16 protein-coding genes and 1 pseudogene are annotated in these 16,059 nt (G+C 71.2%); 12 read left to right on the top strand and 5 right to left on the bottom strand.

The genetic code is table 11. The annotated features are described in order from the left end of the window. Positions 1-159 precede the first annotated feature (159 nt). Positions 160-1,125, top strand: coding sequence for a C40 family peptidase (locus tag IRY44_RS13195; protein ID WP_194800674.1), 966 nt, complete (start codon positions 160-162; stop codon positions 1,123-1,125). 72 nt (positions 1,126-1,197) lie between these two features. Here IRY44_RS13195 and IRY44_RS13190 read toward each other — a convergent pair whose 3' ends face one another. The 3 genes from IRY44_RS13190 to IRY44_RS13180 all read right to left on the bottom strand — a co-directional run bounded on the left by IRY44_RS13190 (position 1,198) and on the right by IRY44_RS13180 (position 4,549). Further along, positions 1,198-2,187, bottom strand: a complete 990-nt coding sequence (locus IRY44_RS13190) for an RNA polymerase sigma factor RpoD/SigA (RefSeq protein ID WP_194800735.1) — start codon at positions 2,185-2,187, stop codon at positions 1,198-1,200. Positions 2,188-2,690: 503 nt separating this feature from the next. Continuing rightward, the gene (gene murQ, locus IRY44_RS13185) at positions 2,691-3,638 is read right to left on the bottom strand and encodes an N-acetylmuramic acid 6-phosphate etherase (protein ID WP_135241720.1); all 948 of its coding nucleotides are present in this window, start codon (positions 3,636-3,638) and stop codon (positions 2,691-2,693) included. Next, complete coding sequence (locus IRY44_RS13180; RefSeq protein ID WP_194800673.1) at positions 3,635-4,549, bottom strand: MurR/RpiR family transcriptional regulator; 915 nt, start codon at positions 4,547-4,549, stop codon at positions 3,635-3,637. The genes murQ and IRY44_RS13180 overlap by 4 nt, the downstream gene beginning before the upstream one ends. A gap of 268 nt (positions 4,550-4,817) precedes the next feature. On the opposite strand from IRY44_RS13180, the gene IRY44_RS13175 reads away from it, so the two are divergent. Beyond that, positions 4,818-5,495: an SDR family NAD(P)-dependent oxidoreductase gene (locus IRY44_RS13175; RefSeq protein ID WP_194800672.1), complete on the top strand. Its 678-nt coding sequence runs from the start codon at positions 4,818-4,820 to the stop codon at positions 5,493-5,495. Here the strand turns inward: IRY44_RS13175 and IRY44_RS13170 are convergent. Continuing rightward, positions 5,480-6,193, bottom strand: coding sequence for a dTMP kinase (locus tag IRY44_RS13170; protein WP_194800671.1), 714 nt, complete (start codon positions 6,191-6,193; stop codon positions 5,480-5,482). The genes IRY44_RS13175 and IRY44_RS13170 overlap by 16 nt on opposite strands. Positions 6,194-6,342: 149 nt before the next feature. On the opposite strand from IRY44_RS13170, the gene IRY44_RS13165 reads away from it, so the two are divergent. The 5 genes and pseudogenes from IRY44_RS13165 to IRY44_RS13145 all read left to right on the top strand — a co-directional run bounded on the left by IRY44_RS13165 (position 6,343) and on the right by IRY44_RS13145 (position 8,761). After that, a complete protein-coding gene (locus IRY44_RS13165; RefSeq protein ID WP_194800670.1) occupies positions 6,343-6,924 on the top strand; it encodes a nucleotidyltransferase in 582 nt (193 codons plus the stop codon). A 56-nt stretch (positions 6,925-6,980) separates the two neighbouring features. Next, complete coding sequence (locus IRY44_RS13160; protein WP_225853111.1) at positions 6,981-7,190, top strand: hypothetical protein; 210 nt, start codon at positions 6,981-6,983, stop codon at positions 7,188-7,190. 10 nt (positions 7,191-7,200) lie between these two features. Next, positions 7,201-7,981: pseudogene (locus tag IRY44_RS13155) on the top strand (metallophosphoesterase). Continuing rightward, positions 7,972-8,118, top strand: a complete 147-nt coding sequence (locus IRY44_RS13150; protein ID WP_013288160.1) for a GPGG-motif small membrane protein — start codon at positions 7,972-7,974, stop codon at positions 8,116-8,118. Before IRY44_RS13155 ends, IRY44_RS13150 begins: the two are co-directional and overlap by 10 nt. Positions 8,119-8,263: 145 nt before the next feature. Further along, complete coding sequence (locus tag IRY44_RS13145; RefSeq protein WP_194800667.1) at positions 8,264-8,761, top strand: TspO/MBR family protein; 498 nt, start codon at positions 8,264-8,266, stop codon at positions 8,759-8,761. Between the two features lie 43 nt (positions 8,762-8,804). Here the strand turns inward: IRY44_RS13145 and IRY44_RS13140 are convergent, their stop codons facing one another. After that, positions 8,805-9,581, bottom strand: a complete 777-nt coding sequence (locus IRY44_RS13140) for a M23 family metallopeptidase (protein WP_194800666.1) — start codon at positions 9,579-9,581, stop codon at positions 8,805-8,807. Between the two features lie 237 nt (positions 9,582-9,818). On the opposite strand from IRY44_RS13140, the gene IRY44_RS13135 reads away from it, so the two are divergent. From IRY44_RS13135 to IRY44_RS13115, 5 genes are all read left to right on the top strand, one after another. Next, positions 9,819-11,159, top strand: a complete 1,341-nt coding sequence (locus IRY44_RS13135) for an ABC transporter substrate-binding protein (RefSeq protein ID WP_194800665.1) — start codon at positions 9,819-9,821, stop codon at positions 11,157-11,159. Positions 11,160-11,230: 71 nt separating this feature from the next. Further along, positions 11,231-12,277, top strand: coding sequence for a carbohydrate ABC transporter permease (locus IRY44_RS13130; protein ID WP_194800664.1), 1,047 nt, complete (start codon positions 11,231-11,233; stop codon positions 12,275-12,277). Between the two features lies 1 nt (position 12,278). After that, the gene (locus tag IRY44_RS13125; protein WP_194800663.1) at positions 12,279-13,238 is read left to right on the top strand and encodes a carbohydrate ABC transporter permease; all 960 of its coding nucleotides are present in this window, start codon (positions 12,279-12,281) and stop codon (positions 13,236-13,238) included. Between the two features lie 61 nt (positions 13,239-13,299). Beyond that, entirely contained in the window at positions 13,300-14,370 is a 1,071-nt protein-coding gene (locus IRY44_RS13120) for a LacI family DNA-binding transcriptional regulator (protein ID WP_194800662.1), read from the top strand. Positions 14,371-14,411: 41 nt separating this feature from the next. Continuing rightward, positions 14,412-16,055, top strand: coding sequence for an alpha-amylase family glycosyl hydrolase (locus tag IRY44_RS13115; protein WP_194800734.1), 1,644 nt, complete (start codon positions 14,412-14,414; stop codon positions 16,053-16,055). Positions 16,056-16,059: the final 4 nt, after the last annotated feature.

Here is a 16,059-nt window from a genome sequence, read left to right as displayed (position 1 = left end):
TTGCCAACTTTCGCCCCTGCTTGAACTCCCGGCTACTGCGATCACGGGTTAGGTTGTCCAGGTCGGCCCGGTCGACAGCCGTCCACCCGGACGGCCCCGGGCCGGTGTCGCCGGGTCGCGAACGCGCCCGGCGACCGGTGGGAGAGGAGCTTTCCGCTCTTGTCGTCCTTACGGATGCTGCTCCGCTCGCTGGCGGTGGCCGGCCTATCGGCCGCGCTGCTCGCCCCGGCGCAGGTGGCCCGGGCCGAGCCGACCCCCGCCGAGCTGACGAAGCAGATCGAGAAGTCCTCGACTGAGCTGGAGCGAATCGTCGAGTCCTACAACAAGCTCAACGAGGACATCAAGGCCAACAAGGCCACCGCGGCCAAGTTGGAGGCCCGCATCGGGCCGCTGCAGGAACAGGCCGAACGCAGCCGCGCCGATGTGGCCGTACTGGCCGCGACGGCGTACAAGACCGGTGGCATGCGCACCGCGGCGGCCCTGCTGGACCCGGGCGGCCAGGCCACCCTGCCGGAGCGGCTGGGCACGCTCGACCAGCTCACCCGCCAGCGGCAGCGCACCATCAACAGCTTCACCGCCGACCAGAAGCGGCTGATCGACCAGAAGACCGCGCTGGACGTCACGCTCGCCCGGGAGGCGGCGCAGGCCAAGCAGCTCAAGTCCGCGAAGACGCGGATCGAGGCGGACCTGTCCGACCTCTACGAGATGCGGCGCAAGGCGTACGGGCGGGCCACGGAGGCACCCGGCAACCCCAGCTCGGCGGGCAAGCCGCCGGCCGTCTCCGGCGACGCCGGCACGGCGGTGCGATACGCCTACGGTGCGGTCGGCAAGCCCTACGGCTACGGCCAGGACGGCCCCGGCAGCTACGACTGCTCCGGTCTGACGCTCGCCGCCTGGCGGGCCGCCGGGAAGTCGTTGCCGCACAGCGCGGCGCAGCAGTGGGGGGCCACCACGCGGATCAGCCGCAGCCAGCTGCAACCGGGTGACCTGGTGTTCTACTCCGGGCTCGGGCACGTGGCGCTCTACGTCGGCAACGGCCAGATCATCGACGCGCCCAGCGCCGGACGCAACGTCAGCAAGCGCGGCATGAACATCATGACGATCGCCGGCTACGGCCGGGTCTGAGCACCGCGAAGACGGCGAACGGCCGGCGTCCCCCTGTCGGACGCCGGCCGTTCGCCGTTCATTGTTACCAGGTCAGGCCGCCTGGAGCCCCTCCGCGCGAGCCAGCTCACGCAGCCGGCCGAGAGCCTGGATCTCCAGCTGGCGGATGCGCTCCCGGGAGAGCGAGAACCGCGACGCGACCTCGGTCAGCGAGTGCTCGCGCCCGTCCTCCAGGCCGTACCGGGCCCGCATGATGCCGGCGGAACGGTCGTCGAGGTGGTTGAGCAGACCCTCGATCCGCTGCCGCTCCAGGCCGGTGAGCACAATCTCCTCCGGCGACGGCGCGTCGCTGTCGGCGACCAGGTCACCGAGGTTGGTGTCGCCGTCGTCGCCCACCGGGGTGTCCAGCGAGACGGTGTCCTGCGACCAGCGGACCAGCTCGTTCACCCGCTCGACGGTGACGCCGAGCGCGGTCGCGATCTGCTCCGGCTCCGGGTCGCTGCCCAGCTCACGGGTGAGCTGGCGGGCCACGTTGCGCATCCGGTTGACGTCCTCGACCAGGTGCACGGGCAGCCGTACGGTCCGCTCCTGCTGGGCGATCGCCCGGCTGATGGCCTGACGGATCCACCAGGTCGCGTAGGTGGAGAACTTGAATCCGCGCTCGTAGTCGAACTTCTCGACCGCCCGGACCAGGCCGGTGTTGCCCTCCTGGATCAGGTCCAGCATGGGCATCCCGGAGCGCACGTAGCGCCGGGCGATCGACACGACCAGTCGCAGGTTCGCGCGGATGAACAGGTCCTTCGCGCGCTCACCCTCGACGACCAGCCGCTCCAGGTCCTCCCGGTCGGCGCCCTCGGGGATCCGGTCCTCGTCGAGCAGGTGCTCGGCGTAGAGGCCGGCCTCGATCGCCTTGGAGAGGTCGACCTCCCGGGCGGCGTCGAGCAGCGGCGTCCGGGAGATCTCGTGCAGGTAGACGCCGACCAGGTCCCGCTCCTCGGCGACCTCGTCGGTACGCATGCCGATGTTCTTGTCCACGATTGCCACGGTCCCCTCGCTCGCGCCGGTTGCCCGGTTCCTTGCCATCCCCACGTTCATCAGCCCTCCCCGTAACCTCCGCTGTGCCCGTAGGTGCTGACACCTACACAACAGATGTGACGCGTCGGGGATTCCATGTCGTGAGTCGAAACTGTCACGAATGCCTGAGTAGTAGCTGAGAGCCCGGTCCATGTTTCCTGTTACCGGCCCGGTTCGGGCGGCTCGTGGGCGCCGTTTTCGGCGCATACCGGAGCTGCGAAATCGCCGTTCGCCCATGGAATGGCACCATTGCCTGTTCCATGAACACAGCGAGCCGCGTCACCGAGTCGTTGCGATCCTGGTCACTGCGAGATACGCGCCTGGGGACCGGTCGGTTCAGCCATGCTCAAGGATTACCCTCCGCCTCGTTGAACAATCCGTGCCGGAGGAGTCGTCCCCCTCCCGCACGTGATACGCGTCGCACCCGCCGGGCGGATGCGCCGGGCGGGTGGATCGGGCGGACGGGGCGGGACGGACCGGGACGGGCCGGGCTCGCGGCGAGGCCGGAGACGTCAGGAGGCGAGCAGGGCGAGCGCGCCGCGTACCTGGTGGGCGGAGCGGGCCAGCGCGGCCCGGGCGGCGGGCACCTCGGCGCCGGACACCAGAGCCACGAGCGCGGTCTTGAGGTCGCCGTCGGCCTCCCGCAGGGCGACCCGGCACACCTCCTCGGCGCAGCCGGTGGCCTCCACGAGAATCGAGATCATGCGGCCGCGCAGTTTGGCGTTCGTCGCCACCATGTCGATCATGAGGTTCGAGTAGACCCGGCCCAGACGCACCATCACGGCCGTGGAGAACGTGTTGAGCACCAGCTTCTGCGCCGTGCCGGCCTTCATCCGGGTCGACCCGGTGACCACCTCCGGTCCGGTGTCCACACCGATGAAGACGTCCACCGACGCGGCGGCCTCGGCCTCCGGATTCGCGCAGAGCAGCACCGTACCGGCCCCCTGCGCCCGGGACGCGGCGAGCGCCCCGAGGACGTACGGGGTGCGCCCGCTGGCCGCGAGGCCCACCACGAGGTCGCCGGGGCGTACGCACTCGGCGGCGTCGGCGGCGCCACCGCGCTCGTCGTCCTCGGCGTCCTCGACGGCGCGCCACATCGCCTCCGGGCCGCCCGCGAGGTGCGAGCAGAACCAGTGCCGCGGCGAGTTGAACGTGGGCGCCAGCTCGGCGGCGTCGAGCACGCCGAGGCGCCCGGAGGTGCCGGCGCCGAAGTAGTGCACGCGGTGCCCGTCGCGCAGCGCGGCCACGGCCAGGTCGACCGTCTCGGCGATCTCGTCCAGCACCGCGGCGACGGCGGCCGGTACGCGCCGGTCCGCCTCGTTGATGACCGTGAGCACGTCCCGGGTGGACATCAGGTCGAGGTCGACGCTGTGCGGGTTGCGCCGCTCGGTCGGCGCGCCGACGCGCACCACCGGCCGTACCGCCGCCACGCCGTCCCGCTCCACCCGACCCGCCGTCATCCCCGCCTCCGCCCGGGACCGACCCGGTGCGACTGGACCGCCTCGGCGGTGGCCTCCAGGGCCTTCTTCGTGCGGGCCCGGCTGCGGGCGGCCACCCCGACGAAGAGGCAGTCGACCACTGTGAGCTGGGCCAGCCGGCTCGCTGTCGCGCCGGAGCGGTAGGTCGTCTCCCGGGCGGCGGTGGTGAGCACGTGGTCCGCGACCTCGGTGATCGGCGAGCGCGGGAAGTTGGTGAGCGCCACTGTGGTGGCGCCGCGCGCCCGCGCCTGCTCCAGCACCTCGATGACGTCGGAGGTGGTGCCGGTGTGCGAGATGCCGACCGCGACGTCGCCGCGGCCCAGCAGGGCGGCGGAGGTGAGCGCGGTGTGCACGTCCGGGAAGTAGAACGCGATGCGGCCGATGCGGTGCAGCTTCTGCTGGAAGTCGGAGGCGACGAAACCGCTGGCGCCCGCGCCGTAGACGTCGATCCGGCCGGCCGCGGTGATCGCCTCGACCACCTGCTCGCAGACCGCCGGGTCGAGCTGCTCGGCGGTCTCCTCGACGGCCCGGGCGTCGTTGAACGCGATCGTGGCGATGATCTGGGCGAGATCCGCGCCCGGCGGGATGTCGCCGCCGACCACCCGCGCGTCCGGCGGCTCGACCCGGCGGGCGGCCTCGGCGGCGAGCCGGATCCGCAGCTGCGGGTAGCCGTCCATGCCGACCGAGCGGCAGAAGCGGATCACCGTCGCCTCGGACGTCTCGGCGGCGGTGGCGAGGTCGGTGATCGTGCGCCGGGCCGCATCCGCCGGATCGGCGACGACCAGCCGGGCCACCCGCTGTTCGGCCGGGGACAGCGAGGGCAGCAGGCCGCTGATGTGGACGATCAGTCCACCGGGCTCGTGACTCGCAGAAATCTTCGGACTCTTCGCCACGGATGAAACTTACTTTCACGAGGCGTGAGCGTCAACCATGACACCGCGTATCGGGAAATTTACTGTCTTCCGTACCCGCCCCCGGGCCAAGGATCCCATTGTCGCAGCCCCACTGCCTCATCCGGTCCGGTCGAGTCACTCCTGCCGCCCGACGTGCCGGTCCGCCGTCGCGCGGCAGGTCCTGCCTGGTCGGCCTCGGCCGGGCGGGCCGGACGGCCCGTGCGGGTCACCGGTCGGTCGGCGCGACGGTTGGCTAGCGTGTGTGTCCATGACGGAACGCACGGTGCTGGTGACCGGAGGCACGGGTGGGCTCGGCGGCGCGGTCACCGCCGCCTTCCTCGACGCGGGTTGGCGGGTGGTCGTACCCCAGCGGGAGCCCGGGGCGGACGACGGCCCGGTCCGGGTCGTGGCCGACCTGCTGACGCCCGAGGGGGCCGCGCGGGCGGTCGAGGCGGCGACCGCCGAGCCGGCCGCGCCGCTGCGCGCGGTGGTCAACCTCGTCGGCGGGTACGCCGCCGGCGGCCTGGTGCACGAGACCCCGGTCGAGGACTTCGAACGGATGCTGCGGCTCAACCTGCGCCCCACGTACCTGGTCACCCGGGCCGCGCTGCCGCACCTCGTGGCGTCCGGCGACGGCGCGGTGGTCTGCGTCTCGGCCCGGGCGGCGCTCTCGCCGTTCCCCGGCGCCTCCGGCTACGCCACCGCCAAGGCGGCGGTACGGGCGTTCGCCGAGACGGTGGCGGTCGAGTACCGGCAGCGCGGCGTGCGGTGCAACACGGTACTGCCGAGCGTCATCGACACCCCGGCCAACCGCGCCGCCCAGCCCGACGCCGACCATGCACGCTGGGTGCCGCCGGCCGAGATCGCCGCGGTGATCCGCTTCCTGGCCTCCCCCGAGTCCGCGCCCACCAGCGGCGCGAGCATCCCGGTCTACGGGCGGGCCTGAACCGGCACCGGCCCGTCTCGCCCGGGGCCACCGGCCGGCGTCGGACCGGGACCGGCGGACGGGTCGTCGGGCAGCCACTCGCTCAGGTGCGCCCGGATCCGGCGGGCCACCTCCTCCGGCGGGCCGTTGCCGTCCACCACCACGAAGCCGCCGTACTCCGGCAGCTCGCGGTAGGCGGCGTCCGCGGCGGTGAGCCACGCCATCGTCTCGTGGTCGGTGCCGCGCCGTTCGATCCGCCGGTACGCCTCGGCGGGGTCGACGGTGAGCAGGAACGTCACCCTCGGCGCCGGGAAGATCCGGTACCCGGCCCGGGCCAGCCGCTCCCACCGCTGTCCGCCGTGCGCCCGGATGCTGGCGTACTGGCAGGCCGACCACCTGTCCATCACCGCGGTCCGGCCGGTCACCAGGCAGCTGAGCAGCGCGAGCGCGATGGCCAGCCAGCGCAGCACCGACTCGACCACGAGCAGGCCGTCGCGCCCGACGAGCCGCTGCGCGTCCGGACGGCCGAGCCGCTGCGCGATGCGGCCGAGCCAGCGCCGGCCACCGGCGTTGCGGTGGTACGTGGCCGGAAGGCCGGCGGCGGTGAGCGCCTCGGCGAGCCGGTGGGCCTGAGTGGTCTTACCCGAGCCGTCGATGCCGATCAGGGCGACGGCACGCAGTCGGGCCCTGCCCCGCCGCGTCCGCAGTGAGCTGGCCACCCTCCCGAGGTTATCCGACCGATGCTCACACCGGCCCGTATGTCGCTTTCCTGCCCTGACGGGCCGATCGCGCCGCAACAGGTGTGACCGGAGCGTCCGCCGGGTACGCATCGTGGTCCCACCGCCCAATGACGACGAGGGAGCCGCAGATGGCCGAGCGCGGGGACGAGACCCTGGTGCACACGCTGAAGAAGGTCGCCGCCGTGCTCAAACAGTCCGACATCCCGTTCGCACTCGGTGGCAGCTTCGCGGTGTACGCGCACGGCGGCCACTCCAGCGACCACGACGTGGACTTCCTGCTCCGCGAGGCGGACGTGGAACGGGCGCTGGAGGCGCTGGTCGAGGCCGGCTTCACCGCCGAGCGCCCGCCGGAGGACTGGCTGGTCAAGGTCTACGACGAGGACCGGATGGTGGACCTGATCCACCGGCCGGTGGAGACCCCGGTCACCGAGGAGACGTTCGCCGACACGATCGTGCGCCCGGTCGACGCGATCCACATGCCGGTGCTCTCGGCCAGCCAGCTCATGGTGCACAAGCTGCTCAGCTTCTCCCAGCACTACTGCGACTTCGCCCGGGCCCTGCCGCTGGCCCGCTCGCTGCGGGAACAGATCGACTGGGAACGGGTACGGAAGGAGACGCAGCACTCGCCGTACGCCGAGGCGTTCCTGGTGCTGCTCGACCGGCTGGACGTGCTGCCCGGCGGCGCGCCCGGAGGAAGGGAGACCCTGTGACCGGACTGTCCGGCGACATTCCCCCCGACGAGTACGTCGAGGCGGAGATCCAGAGCATGCTGGCCGAGGACCCGACGGTGGCCGAGCAGGGCATCACCGTGGTGCGGCGGGAGAACGGGCTGGTGCTCTACGGCGAGGTGGAGAGCCCGCACCGGCGGGAGGAGATCCTGCGCCGGGTGGCCGAGCGCTTCCCGGACACGCCCGTGACCAGCGACATCGGGGTGATCCGCACGCAGGCGCCCACCCAGGTCGAGGAGTTGCCGTGAGGGAGGTTCGATGGTGATCCGGATCGCCGCCGTGGGCGACGTGCATCTGGACCAGGACGTGGTGGGCCGGTTCCGTCCGGCGCTGGAGGAGCTGCCCGGCTGCGCCGACGTGCTGCTGCTCGCCGGTGACCTGACCCGGCACGGCACCGAGGCCGAGGCGCGGTGCGTGGCCCAGGAGTTCGGCGACCTCGGCGTACCGGTGATCACCGTGCTCGGCAACCACGACCACCAGTGCGACGAGGTGCCGCAGGTGGTGAAGGTGCTGGAGGACGCCGGGATCACGGTGCTGGAGGGCACCGGCACGGTGGTGGAGACCCCCGGCGGGCGGCTCGGGGTGGCCGGCGTGAAGGGGTTCGGCGGCGGGTTCGCCGGGCGGTGCGCCAGCGACTTCGGCGAGCCGGAGATGAAGGCGTTCGTACGGACCACCCGGGAGAGCGCCGACGCACTCACCGGCGCGCTGCTCTCGCTGGAGTGCGACGCGCTCGTCGCGCTCACCCACTACTCCCCCGTGCCGGACACGCTCGCCGGCGAGCCGCTGGAGATCTACCCGTTCCTCGGCTGCTACCAGCTCGGCCAGGCGATCGACTCCGCCCCCACCGCGCTGGCGCTGCACGGGCACGCCCACCACGGCACCGAGCGCGGTACCACACCGGGCGGGGTACGGGTCCGCAACGTGGCCCACCCGGTGATCAAACAGGCGTACAGCGTCTTCCACCTGGGCGGTGATCAGCTCGACTGACCGGGAGGTTTCCGGTATCGGGCGGCCGGGTATTCAGCCGACATGGAGCTGATTCTCTGGATTCTCGCAGTCGTACTGGTGGTCGCCGGAATTCTCGCCCTGTTCCGCCGGCAGATCCTCTGGGGCATCGTCCTCATCGTCGTCGGCCTGCTGGTCGGCCCGGGTGGCGTCAGCATCTTCAACACGTAACAGCGGTTCCCGTACCCGCCGGGGTCACCCGGCCCGGGTGTTCCGTCCTGCCGGACCGGAACACCCGGGCCGGGTGACCCCGGCTTTTCCGCGCCCGGCGGCTCCCGGGCGTTTGCCGGGCCGGTCGAGCGGAAACATCTCGACCATGGAGATGTCGCAGAGTGCCGCCCGGCGTACCACAGGCGCCCGCACGTGGTTGGCGCTGCTCGCCTTCGGCGCCGCCACCTTCACCGCCGCCGCGATCGGCGGGCTGGGTGTCCAGGGCACCTCCGCCGAGTACCAGAGCCTGGAGCAGCCCGCCTGGGCGCCGCCGTCGTGGCTGTTCGGCCCGGTCTGGACCGTGCTCTACGTGCTCATCGCGATCGCCGGCTGGCTGGTCTGGCGCCGGGCCGGGTTCGGCCCCGCGGTCTGGGCCTGGGTGGTGCAGCTCGTGCTGAACGCGATCTGGACCCCGCTGTTCTTCGGCGCCGGGGCGTACGGGCTGGCGTTCGCCGAGATCGTGCTGATGTGGCTGGCGATCGGGGTGACGGTGGCCCTGTTCCGGCGGATCTCCCGGCCGGCCACGCTGCTGATGCTGCCGTACTGGGCCTGGGTGACGTTCGCGTCCGCGCTGAACTTCGCGGTCTGGCGGCTGAACTCCTGACCGGTACGGGCGCGGGGGCCGCTCGCCTCCGCGCCCGCCGGGTTCAGCAGCGGGGTACGCCCGGGATGTAGCCGTCGTACCCGGTGTAGACGTAGGCGTCGGAGATGAACCGGCCGGAGCCGATCCGGTCCCAGATCGAGCTGGTGCCGTACGTGCCGGTGACGCTGGTGCCGCTGGTCTGACACTGGATGGTCACCTTCGCCCCGTCGGCGACCGTGCCGACCGAGCTGTAGCCGGTGCCGGGGCCGGAGCGGACCGTCAGCGGGGAGCCGGCCGTGTTGACGGTGCCCTCGCCGGTGTTCGTCCCGCCGCAGCCGTTGTCACTGGTGTAGGTCTTGGTGCCCCAGTAGAGCGCCTGGACGCCGTTGAACTTGATCTTCACAGAGCTGCCGTCGATGCGCTGCTCGTAGTGCAGGTGCGGGCCGGTGGAGCCGCCTGTCGTGCCGACGTACCCGATCACCCGGCCGTAGCCGACGGTCTGCCCGACGGAGACGTTGAAGGCGTTCAGGTGGGCGTAGTAGGTGGTGTGACCGCCACCGTGGTTGATCCGGACGTACTTGCCGTAGCTGGTGTCGCCGAGGTTGGTGACCACGTCGACGGTGCCGGGCGCGCTGGCGACCACCGGGTCGCCCAGGTCGTCGATGCGGTTGAAGTCGATGGCGTTGGCCGGGCTGTGGTTGGTCCGGGTCTGACCGGACCAGGACTGGTTGCACGGGAACGGGACCTTGAACGTCGGGGCGGCCATCGCCGGCGCGGCCGGCACGAGCGTCGCCGCCAGGACCGCGGCGCTCGCCCCGAGGGCGAGCCATCGCTTACGCATCCACTGCCTCCAATGTTGAAAGTCTTCAATGTGATGCGGACATCCTGACAGAAAGTTCCGTTCCCGGGAAGTTTCGTGGGAGCGCACCCACCGCCGGTGGCCAGGGTTTCGGGATTGTTACCGGGCCGTGTCCGGCCAGGGGTGGACCCGACACGATGCAAGCGCTTACATGTGAGGACGACCATCGGACCGGCGCGGGTTCGATCCCCCCACGCGCCGGCAAGGAAGGAGATCGGCATGGCGTTTGCCAGATCGCGCCAGGCGCTCGCGGTCGCCGGCGTCCTGGGGCTGGCGCTCGGCGTCGCCGCCTGCGGCACCGGCAACGACAAGAAGAGCAGCAACGCGGGCTCGGCCGAGTGCGGCGCATACGAGAAGTACGAGGGTCACGACGGCAAGAAGGTGACCATCTACTCCTCGATCCGTGACATCGAGGACGAGCGCCTCCAGCAGTCCTGGAAGCAGTTCGAGGACTGCACCGGCATCGAGATCGACCACGAGGGCTCCGGCGAGTTCGAGGCCCAGCTGCCGGTGCGGGTCGACGGCGGCAACGCCCCCGACCTCGCCTTCATCCCGCAGCCGGGTCTGCTGAAGCGGTTCGTCGACTCGGGCAAGCTCAAGCCGGTCGGCGCCGACACCAAGGCGATGGCCGAGCAGAACTACTCCGCCGACTGGCTGAAGTACAGCACCGTCAACGGCCAGCTCTACGGCGCCCCGCTCGGCTCCAACGTGAAGTCCTTCGTGTGGTATTCGCCGAAGACCTTCAAGGAGAAGGGCTGGACGGTCCCCACCACGTGGGACGACATGATCAAGCTCTCCGACCAGATCGCGGCGAGCGGCACCAAGCCGTGGTGCGCGGGCATCGAGTCCGGTGACGCCACCGGCTGGCCGGCCACCGACTGGATCGAGGACGTGCTGCTGCGCACCGGCGGCCCGGAGGTCTACGACAAGTGGACCACCCACGAGATCCCGTTCAACGACCCGCAGGTGGCTGACGCCCTCAACCGGGCCGGCACCATCCTGAAGAACGAGAAGTACGTCAACGGCGGCTTCGGCGGCGTGAAGAGCATCGCCACCACCTCCTTCCAGGAGGGCGGCACGCCGATCACCGCCGGCAAGTGCGCGCTGCACCGCCAGGCGTCCTTCTACGCCAACCAGTGGCCCGAGGGCACCAAGGTGGCCGAGGACGGCGACGTCTTCGCGTTCTACTTCCCGGCCATCGACCCGTCGAAGGGCAAGCCGGTTCTGGGTGGTGGCGAGTTCGTCGCGGCCTTCGCCGACCGTCCCGAGGTCCAGGCGGTGCAGACCTACCTGGCCTCCGGCGAGTACGCCAACAGCCGCGCCAAGATCGGTGACTGGGTCTCCGCGAACAAGAAGCTGGACCTGAACAACGTCCCGAACCCGGTGGACAAGCTCTCCGTGGGCATCCTCCAGGACGAGAAGACGGTCTTCCGCTTCGACGGCTCGGACCTGATGCCGGCCGCGGTCGGCGCCGGCACCTTCTGGAAGGGCATGGTGGCCTGGATCAACGGCAAGGACACCACCGCCGTCCTGAACGACATCGAGGGCAGCTGGAAGTGATCTGGCAGGTGGCCCGGTCCGGTTCTCCGGACCGGGCCACCTCTGCTAGCCGAACCCTTGAAGGAGGGTCGATGGAGTTCGACTTCGCGGCGGAGCAGCCGAAGTTCCTCATGCTGATGTACGGCTTGATCGCCTTCGTCGCGGTGGTGGGCGGGCTGCTCCTGCTCCTCGACGTGGTGCCGTCGTACTTCGCCCGGCGCCGGGAGGCGCAGCTCGTCGCGGCCTCGGCCAGCGGCGCGCCGCTGGCCCGGCCGCGCAAGCGGGGCGAGGGCGCGTTCGCGTTCTTCTTCCTGTTGCCGACGCTGCTGCTGCTCGCCGTCGGGCTGGTGGTCCCCGCCGTCCGCACCACGCTGCTCTCCTTCATGGACTCCGGCAGCAACAACTGGGTGGGCCTGGACAACTACCGCTGGATGTTCGCCGAGGACTCGATCGTCCGGGTCCTGATCAACACGCTGATCTGGGTGCTCCTGGTGCCGCTGGTGGCCACCGCGTTCGGCCTGATCTACGCGGTCCTGGTGGACAAGGCCCGGTTCGAGGCGGTCGCCAAGTCCCTGATCTTCCTGCCGATGGCGATCTCGTTCGTCGGCGCCTCCATCATCTGGAAGTTCGTCTACGCCTACCGGGGCGAGGGCGACCAGATCGGCCTGCTCAACCAGATCGTGGTGAGCCTCGGCGGCGAGCCGAAGCAGTGGCTGCTGGACTCGCCGCTGAACACGTTCCTGCTCATCGCGATCATGGTGTGGATCCAGGCCGGTTTCGCGATGGTGGTGCTCTCCGCGGCGATCAAGGCCATCCCGGCCGACATCGTCGAGGCGGCCCGGCTCGACGGCACCACCCCGTGGCAGATGTTCTGGCGGATCACCATTCCGAGCATCCGGCCGGCCCTGATCGTCGTGGTGGTGACGATCTCCATCGCCACGCTCAAGGTCTTCGACATCGTCCGGACCGCCACCAACGGCAACTACGACACGAACGTGATCGCGACCGAGATGTACAACCAGGCGTTCCGCTACCAGGAGAACGGTCAGGGCTCGGCGCTGGCGGTGTTCCTGTTCGTCCTGGTGATCCCGATCGTGATCTACCAGATCCGCAACCTGCGCAAGCAGCGGGAGGGCTGAGATGACCACCGCCACGCCCACCGTCGGAGTCGGCGCCCAGGCCACCGGACCGACCACCCGGGGCGCCCGGGTGCGCAAGCGCCTGAACAGCCGTACCGCCACGCTCGTGTCGATCGTCATCGCGATGCTCTGGACGATCCCGACCTTCGGCCTGTTCATCTCCTCGCTCCGGCCGGAGAACGAGATCAAGACCACCGGGTGGTGGACGTTCTTCACCAACCCGCAGATCACGCTGGAGAACTACCAGGAGGTGCTGTTCAGCCGCGGCTCGTCCGGGCAGCTGGCCAGCTACTTCATCAACTCGCTGGCGATCACCATCCCCTCGGTGCTCTTCCCCCTGGCCTTCGCGTCGCTCGCCGCGTACGCGCTGGCGTGGATGAACTTCAAGGGGCGGGACTGGGTCTACATCGGGATCTTCGCGCTCCAGATCGTGCCGCTGCAGATGGCCCTGGTGCCGCTGCTGCGGTTCTTCTCCACCGGTGTCACAGTCGCCGGCGTGCAGATCATGCCCGCGTGGGACCTGGTCGACGAACAGAAGTTCGCCCAGGTGTGGTTCGCGCACACCTGCTTCGCGCTTCCGTTCGCCGTGTTCCTGCTGCACAACTTCATCTCGCAGCTGCCCGGCGACCTGATGGAGGCGGCTCGGGTCGACGGCGCCACCCACCCGAAGATCTTCCGCACCATCGTGCTGCCGCTGATCATGCCCGCGCTGGCGGCGTTCGGCATCTTCCAGTTCCTCTGGGTCTGGAACGACCTGCTGGTCGCGCTGATCTTCGCCGGTGGCGGCGACGAGACCGCCCCGATGACCGTCCGGCTCGCGGAACTGGCCGGTACCCGGGGCAACGAGTGGCAGCGGCTGACGGCCGGCGCGTTCGTGTCGATCGTCGTACCGCTGATCGTGTTCCTGTCCCTTCAGCGCTTCTTCGTGCGAGGTCTGCTCGCCGGCAGCGTCAAGGGTTGATCCGGTGCCCCGCCGCCGGCACGGCCGGCGGCGGGGTCCGGGTCACAGCGGGGAGATCACGATGACCAGGATTGACGACGTCGCCCGGCTGGCCGGGGTCTCCACGGCCACCGTCTCGCGGGCGCTGCGGGGCCTGCCGACGGTCTCGGCCGCGACCCGCCGCCGGGTGCTCGCCGCCGCCGAACAACTCCAGTACGCGGTGTCGCCCAGCGCGAGCCGGCTGGCCGGCGGCCGGACCGGCACCGTGGCGGTGGTGGTGCCCCGGATCACCAGATGGTTCTTCGGCACCGTGGTCGAGGCGGTCGAGGAGTTCCTCCAGGACAGCGGCTACGACCTGCTGCTCTACAACCTCGGTGGCCGGGAACGGACCCGGCAGCGCGTGCTGCGCACGGCGAGCCTGCACAAGCGGGTGGACGCGATCATCCTGGTCGCCACCCCGCTGCGGGCCGCCGACGTGCACGCGCTGACGAAGCTGGACCTGCCGGGCGTGACGATCAGCTCCGGCAGCGAGGTGCCCGGGTGGCCCTGCGTCCGGATCGACGACGTGGCCGCCGCCCGCACCGCCACCCGCCACCTGCTCGACCTCGGCCACACCCGGATCGCGCACATCTCCGGCGACCCGGACGACGAACTGGCCTTCACCACCCACCTGGACCGGCGGCGCGGCTACCAGGAGGCGCTGCGGGCCGCCGGTCTGCGGCCCGACCCGAGCCTCGACGTCGAGTCGCGGTTCACCATCGACGGCGGCACCCGGGCCACCGCGGAACTGCTGGCCCGGGGCGAGCCGCCGACAGCCATCTTCGCCGCCTGCGACGAGATGGCGATGGGCGCGGTCACCGCGCTGCGCGACGCCGGGCTGCGGGTGCCGCAGGACGTGAGCGTGATGGGCATCGACGACCACGACCTCGCCGGTGTGCTCGGGCTCTCCACGATCGCCCAGCCCGCCGCAGACCAGGGCCTGCTCGCCGCCCGCATCCTGCTCGACCCGCTCGGCGTACGGGCCTCCGAGCCGTACCCCGGCCTGGTGCCCGCCCCGCGCGGCCCCGACACCGACGGCGGTACGCCGTCGCCGGTGATCCTGCCCACTCGCCTGGTGGTGCGCGAATCGACAGCGCCGCCCCGGGCACACTGAAGAACTCGCTGGTCCCGCACCACCCAGACAGGAGTAAGGCGCTGAACACCGACGCGACGCAGCAGACCCCGGGCACCGGCTGGTGGACCGAGGCGGTGATCTACCAGGTCTACCCGCGCTCGTTCGCCGACTCCGACGGCGACGGCATCGGTGACCTGCCGGGCATCACGTCCCGGCTCGACCACCTCGCCGAGCTGGGCGTCGACGCGCTCTGGCTGTCCCCGTTCTACCCGTCCCCGCAGGCAGACGCCGGGTACGACGTGTCCGACTACCGCGACGTCGACCCGCTGTTCGGCACGCTCGCCGACGCCGACAAGCTGATCGCCGAGGCGAAGGCGCGCGGGCTGCGGGTGATCGTCGACCTGGTGCCCAACCACACCTCCTCCGCGCACCGCTGGTTCACCGCGGCCGTGGCCGCCGCGCCGGGCAGCCCGGAGCGGCAGCGCTACGTCATCCGCGACGGCAAGGGCCCGGACGGCGCCGAGCCGCCGAACGACTGGGTGAGCGTGTTCGGCGGCCCCGCCTGGACCCGGCTGCCCGACGGGCAGTGGTACCTGCACCTGTTCGACTCCGGCCAGCCCGACCTCAACTGGGACAACCCGGAGGTGCGCGCGGAGTTCCTCGACGTGCTGCGTTTCTGGCTGGACCGGGGCGTCGACGGCTTCCGGGTGGACGTGGCGCACGGCCTGATCAAGCAGGCCGACCTGGCCGACTGGCAGGAGCCGCAGGAGATCCTCTCCGGCAGCGAGGTGGACAAGCCGCGCCCGCCGATGTGGGACCAGGACGGCGTGCACGAGATCTACCGGGAGTGGCGGCGGGTGCTCGACTCGTACCCCGGTGAGCGGATCCTCGTCGCCGAGGCGTGGGTGGAGCCGGCCGAGCGGCTGGCCCGGTACGTGCGCCCGGACGAGATGCACCAGGCGTTCAACTTCGAGTACCTGCTGGCCGCCTGGACCGCGCCGGCCCAGTACGCGGTGATCACCCGCTCGCTGGAGGCCACCGACTCCGTCGGCGCGCCCACCACCTGGGTGCTGTCCAACCACGACGTGGTCCGGCACGCCTCCCGGCTCGGGCTCGGCACCGGCGGCGGCCGGGCCAACGGCGTCGGCGTGGACGACCCGCAGCCGGACGCCGCGCTGGGCCTGCGCCGGGCCCGGGCGGCCAGCCTGCTGATGCTCGCGCTGCCCGGCTCCGCCTACCTCTACCAGGGTGAGGAACTGGGGCTGCCGGAGCACACCACGCTGCCCGACGAGGCCCGGCAGGACCCGACCTGGAAGCGCAGCGGGCACACCGAGCGCGGCCGGGACGGCTGCCGGGTGCCGATCCCGTGGGAGGCCGACGCCCCGTCGTACGGCTTCGGGCCGACCGACGCGAGCTGGCTGCCCCAGCCGCCGGTGTGGGCCGAGTACGCACTGGACCGGCAGCGCGGCGTTCCCGGCTCGACGTACGAGCTGTACCGGACCGCGCTTCGGTTGCGCCGCGAGCACGCGCTGGCCCGGGGGCCGCTGCGGTTCCTGTCCTCCGGCGACGAGGTGCTCACGTTCACCAACGGCGACCTCACCGTGCTGACCAACTTCGGCGCCGACCCGGCACCGCTGCCGGCCGGCGCGCAGGTGCTGGTGTCGAGCGCGCCGCTCGACGGCGACGTCGTGCCGACCGACGTGACGGTCTGGTTCCGGAGCTGAGGCA

The sequence above is a fragment of the Micromonospora sp. ANENR4 genome, assembly GCF_015354395.1.
Classification (GTDB): domain Bacteria; phylum Actinomycetota; class Actinomycetes; order Mycobacteriales; family Micromonosporaceae; genus Micromonospora; species Micromonospora aurantiaca.
Note: the sequence above shows the minus strand (reverse complement) of the source record. Positions and strands in the feature narration are given on the sequence as shown.

What these genes read in the sequence shown, in the direction of transcription:
- IRY44_RS13130 (WP_194800664.1), top strand. Translation starts at nt 11,231, where the DNA reads ATGGAGTTCGACTTCGCGGCGGAGCAGCCGAAGTTCCTCATGCTGATG.
- IRY44_RS13140 (WP_194800666.1), bottom strand. Translation starts at nt 9,581, where the DNA reads ATGCGTAAGCGATGGCTCGCCCTCGGGGCGAGCGCCGCGGTCCTGGCG.
- IRY44_RS13160 (WP_225853111.1), top strand. Translation starts at nt 6,981, where the DNA reads ATGCTGGCCGAGGACCCGACGGTGGCCGAGCAGGGCATCACCGTGGTG.
- IRY44_RS13120 (WP_194800662.1), top strand. Translation starts at nt 13,300, where the DNA reads ATGACCAGGATTGACGACGTCGCCCGGCTGGCCGGGGTCTCCACGGCC.
- IRY44_RS13135 (WP_194800665.1), top strand. Translation starts at nt 9,819, where the DNA reads ATGGCGTTTGCCAGATCGCGCCAGGCGCTCGCGGTCGCCGGCGTCCTG.
- IRY44_RS13125 (WP_194800663.1), top strand. Translation starts at nt 12,279, where the DNA reads ATGACCACCGCCACGCCCACCGTCGGAGTCGGCGCCCAGGCCACCGGA.
- IRY44_RS13145 (WP_194800667.1), top strand. Translation starts at nt 8,264, where the DNA reads ATGGAGATGTCGCAGAGTGCCGCCCGGCGTACCACAGGCGCCCGCACG.
- IRY44_RS13150 (WP_013288160.1), top strand. Translation starts at nt 7,972, where the DNA reads ATGGAGCTGATTCTCTGGATTCTCGCAGTCGTACTGGTGGTCGCCGGA.
- IRY44_RS13165 (WP_194800670.1), top strand. Translation starts at nt 6,343, where the DNA reads ATGGCCGAGCGCGGGGACGAGACCCTGGTGCACACGCTGAAGAAGGTC.
- murQ (WP_135241720.1), bottom strand. Translation starts at nt 3,638, where the DNA reads ATGACGGCGGGTCGGGTGGAGCGGGACGGCGTGGCGGCGGTACGGCCG.
- IRY44_RS13190 (WP_194800735.1), bottom strand. Translation starts at nt 2,187, where the DNA reads ATGGCAAGGAACCGGGCAACCGGCGCGAGCGAGGGGACCGTGGCAATC.
- IRY44_RS13175 (WP_194800672.1), top strand. Translation starts at nt 4,818, where the DNA reads ATGACGGAACGCACGGTGCTGGTGACCGGAGGCACGGGTGGGCTCGGC.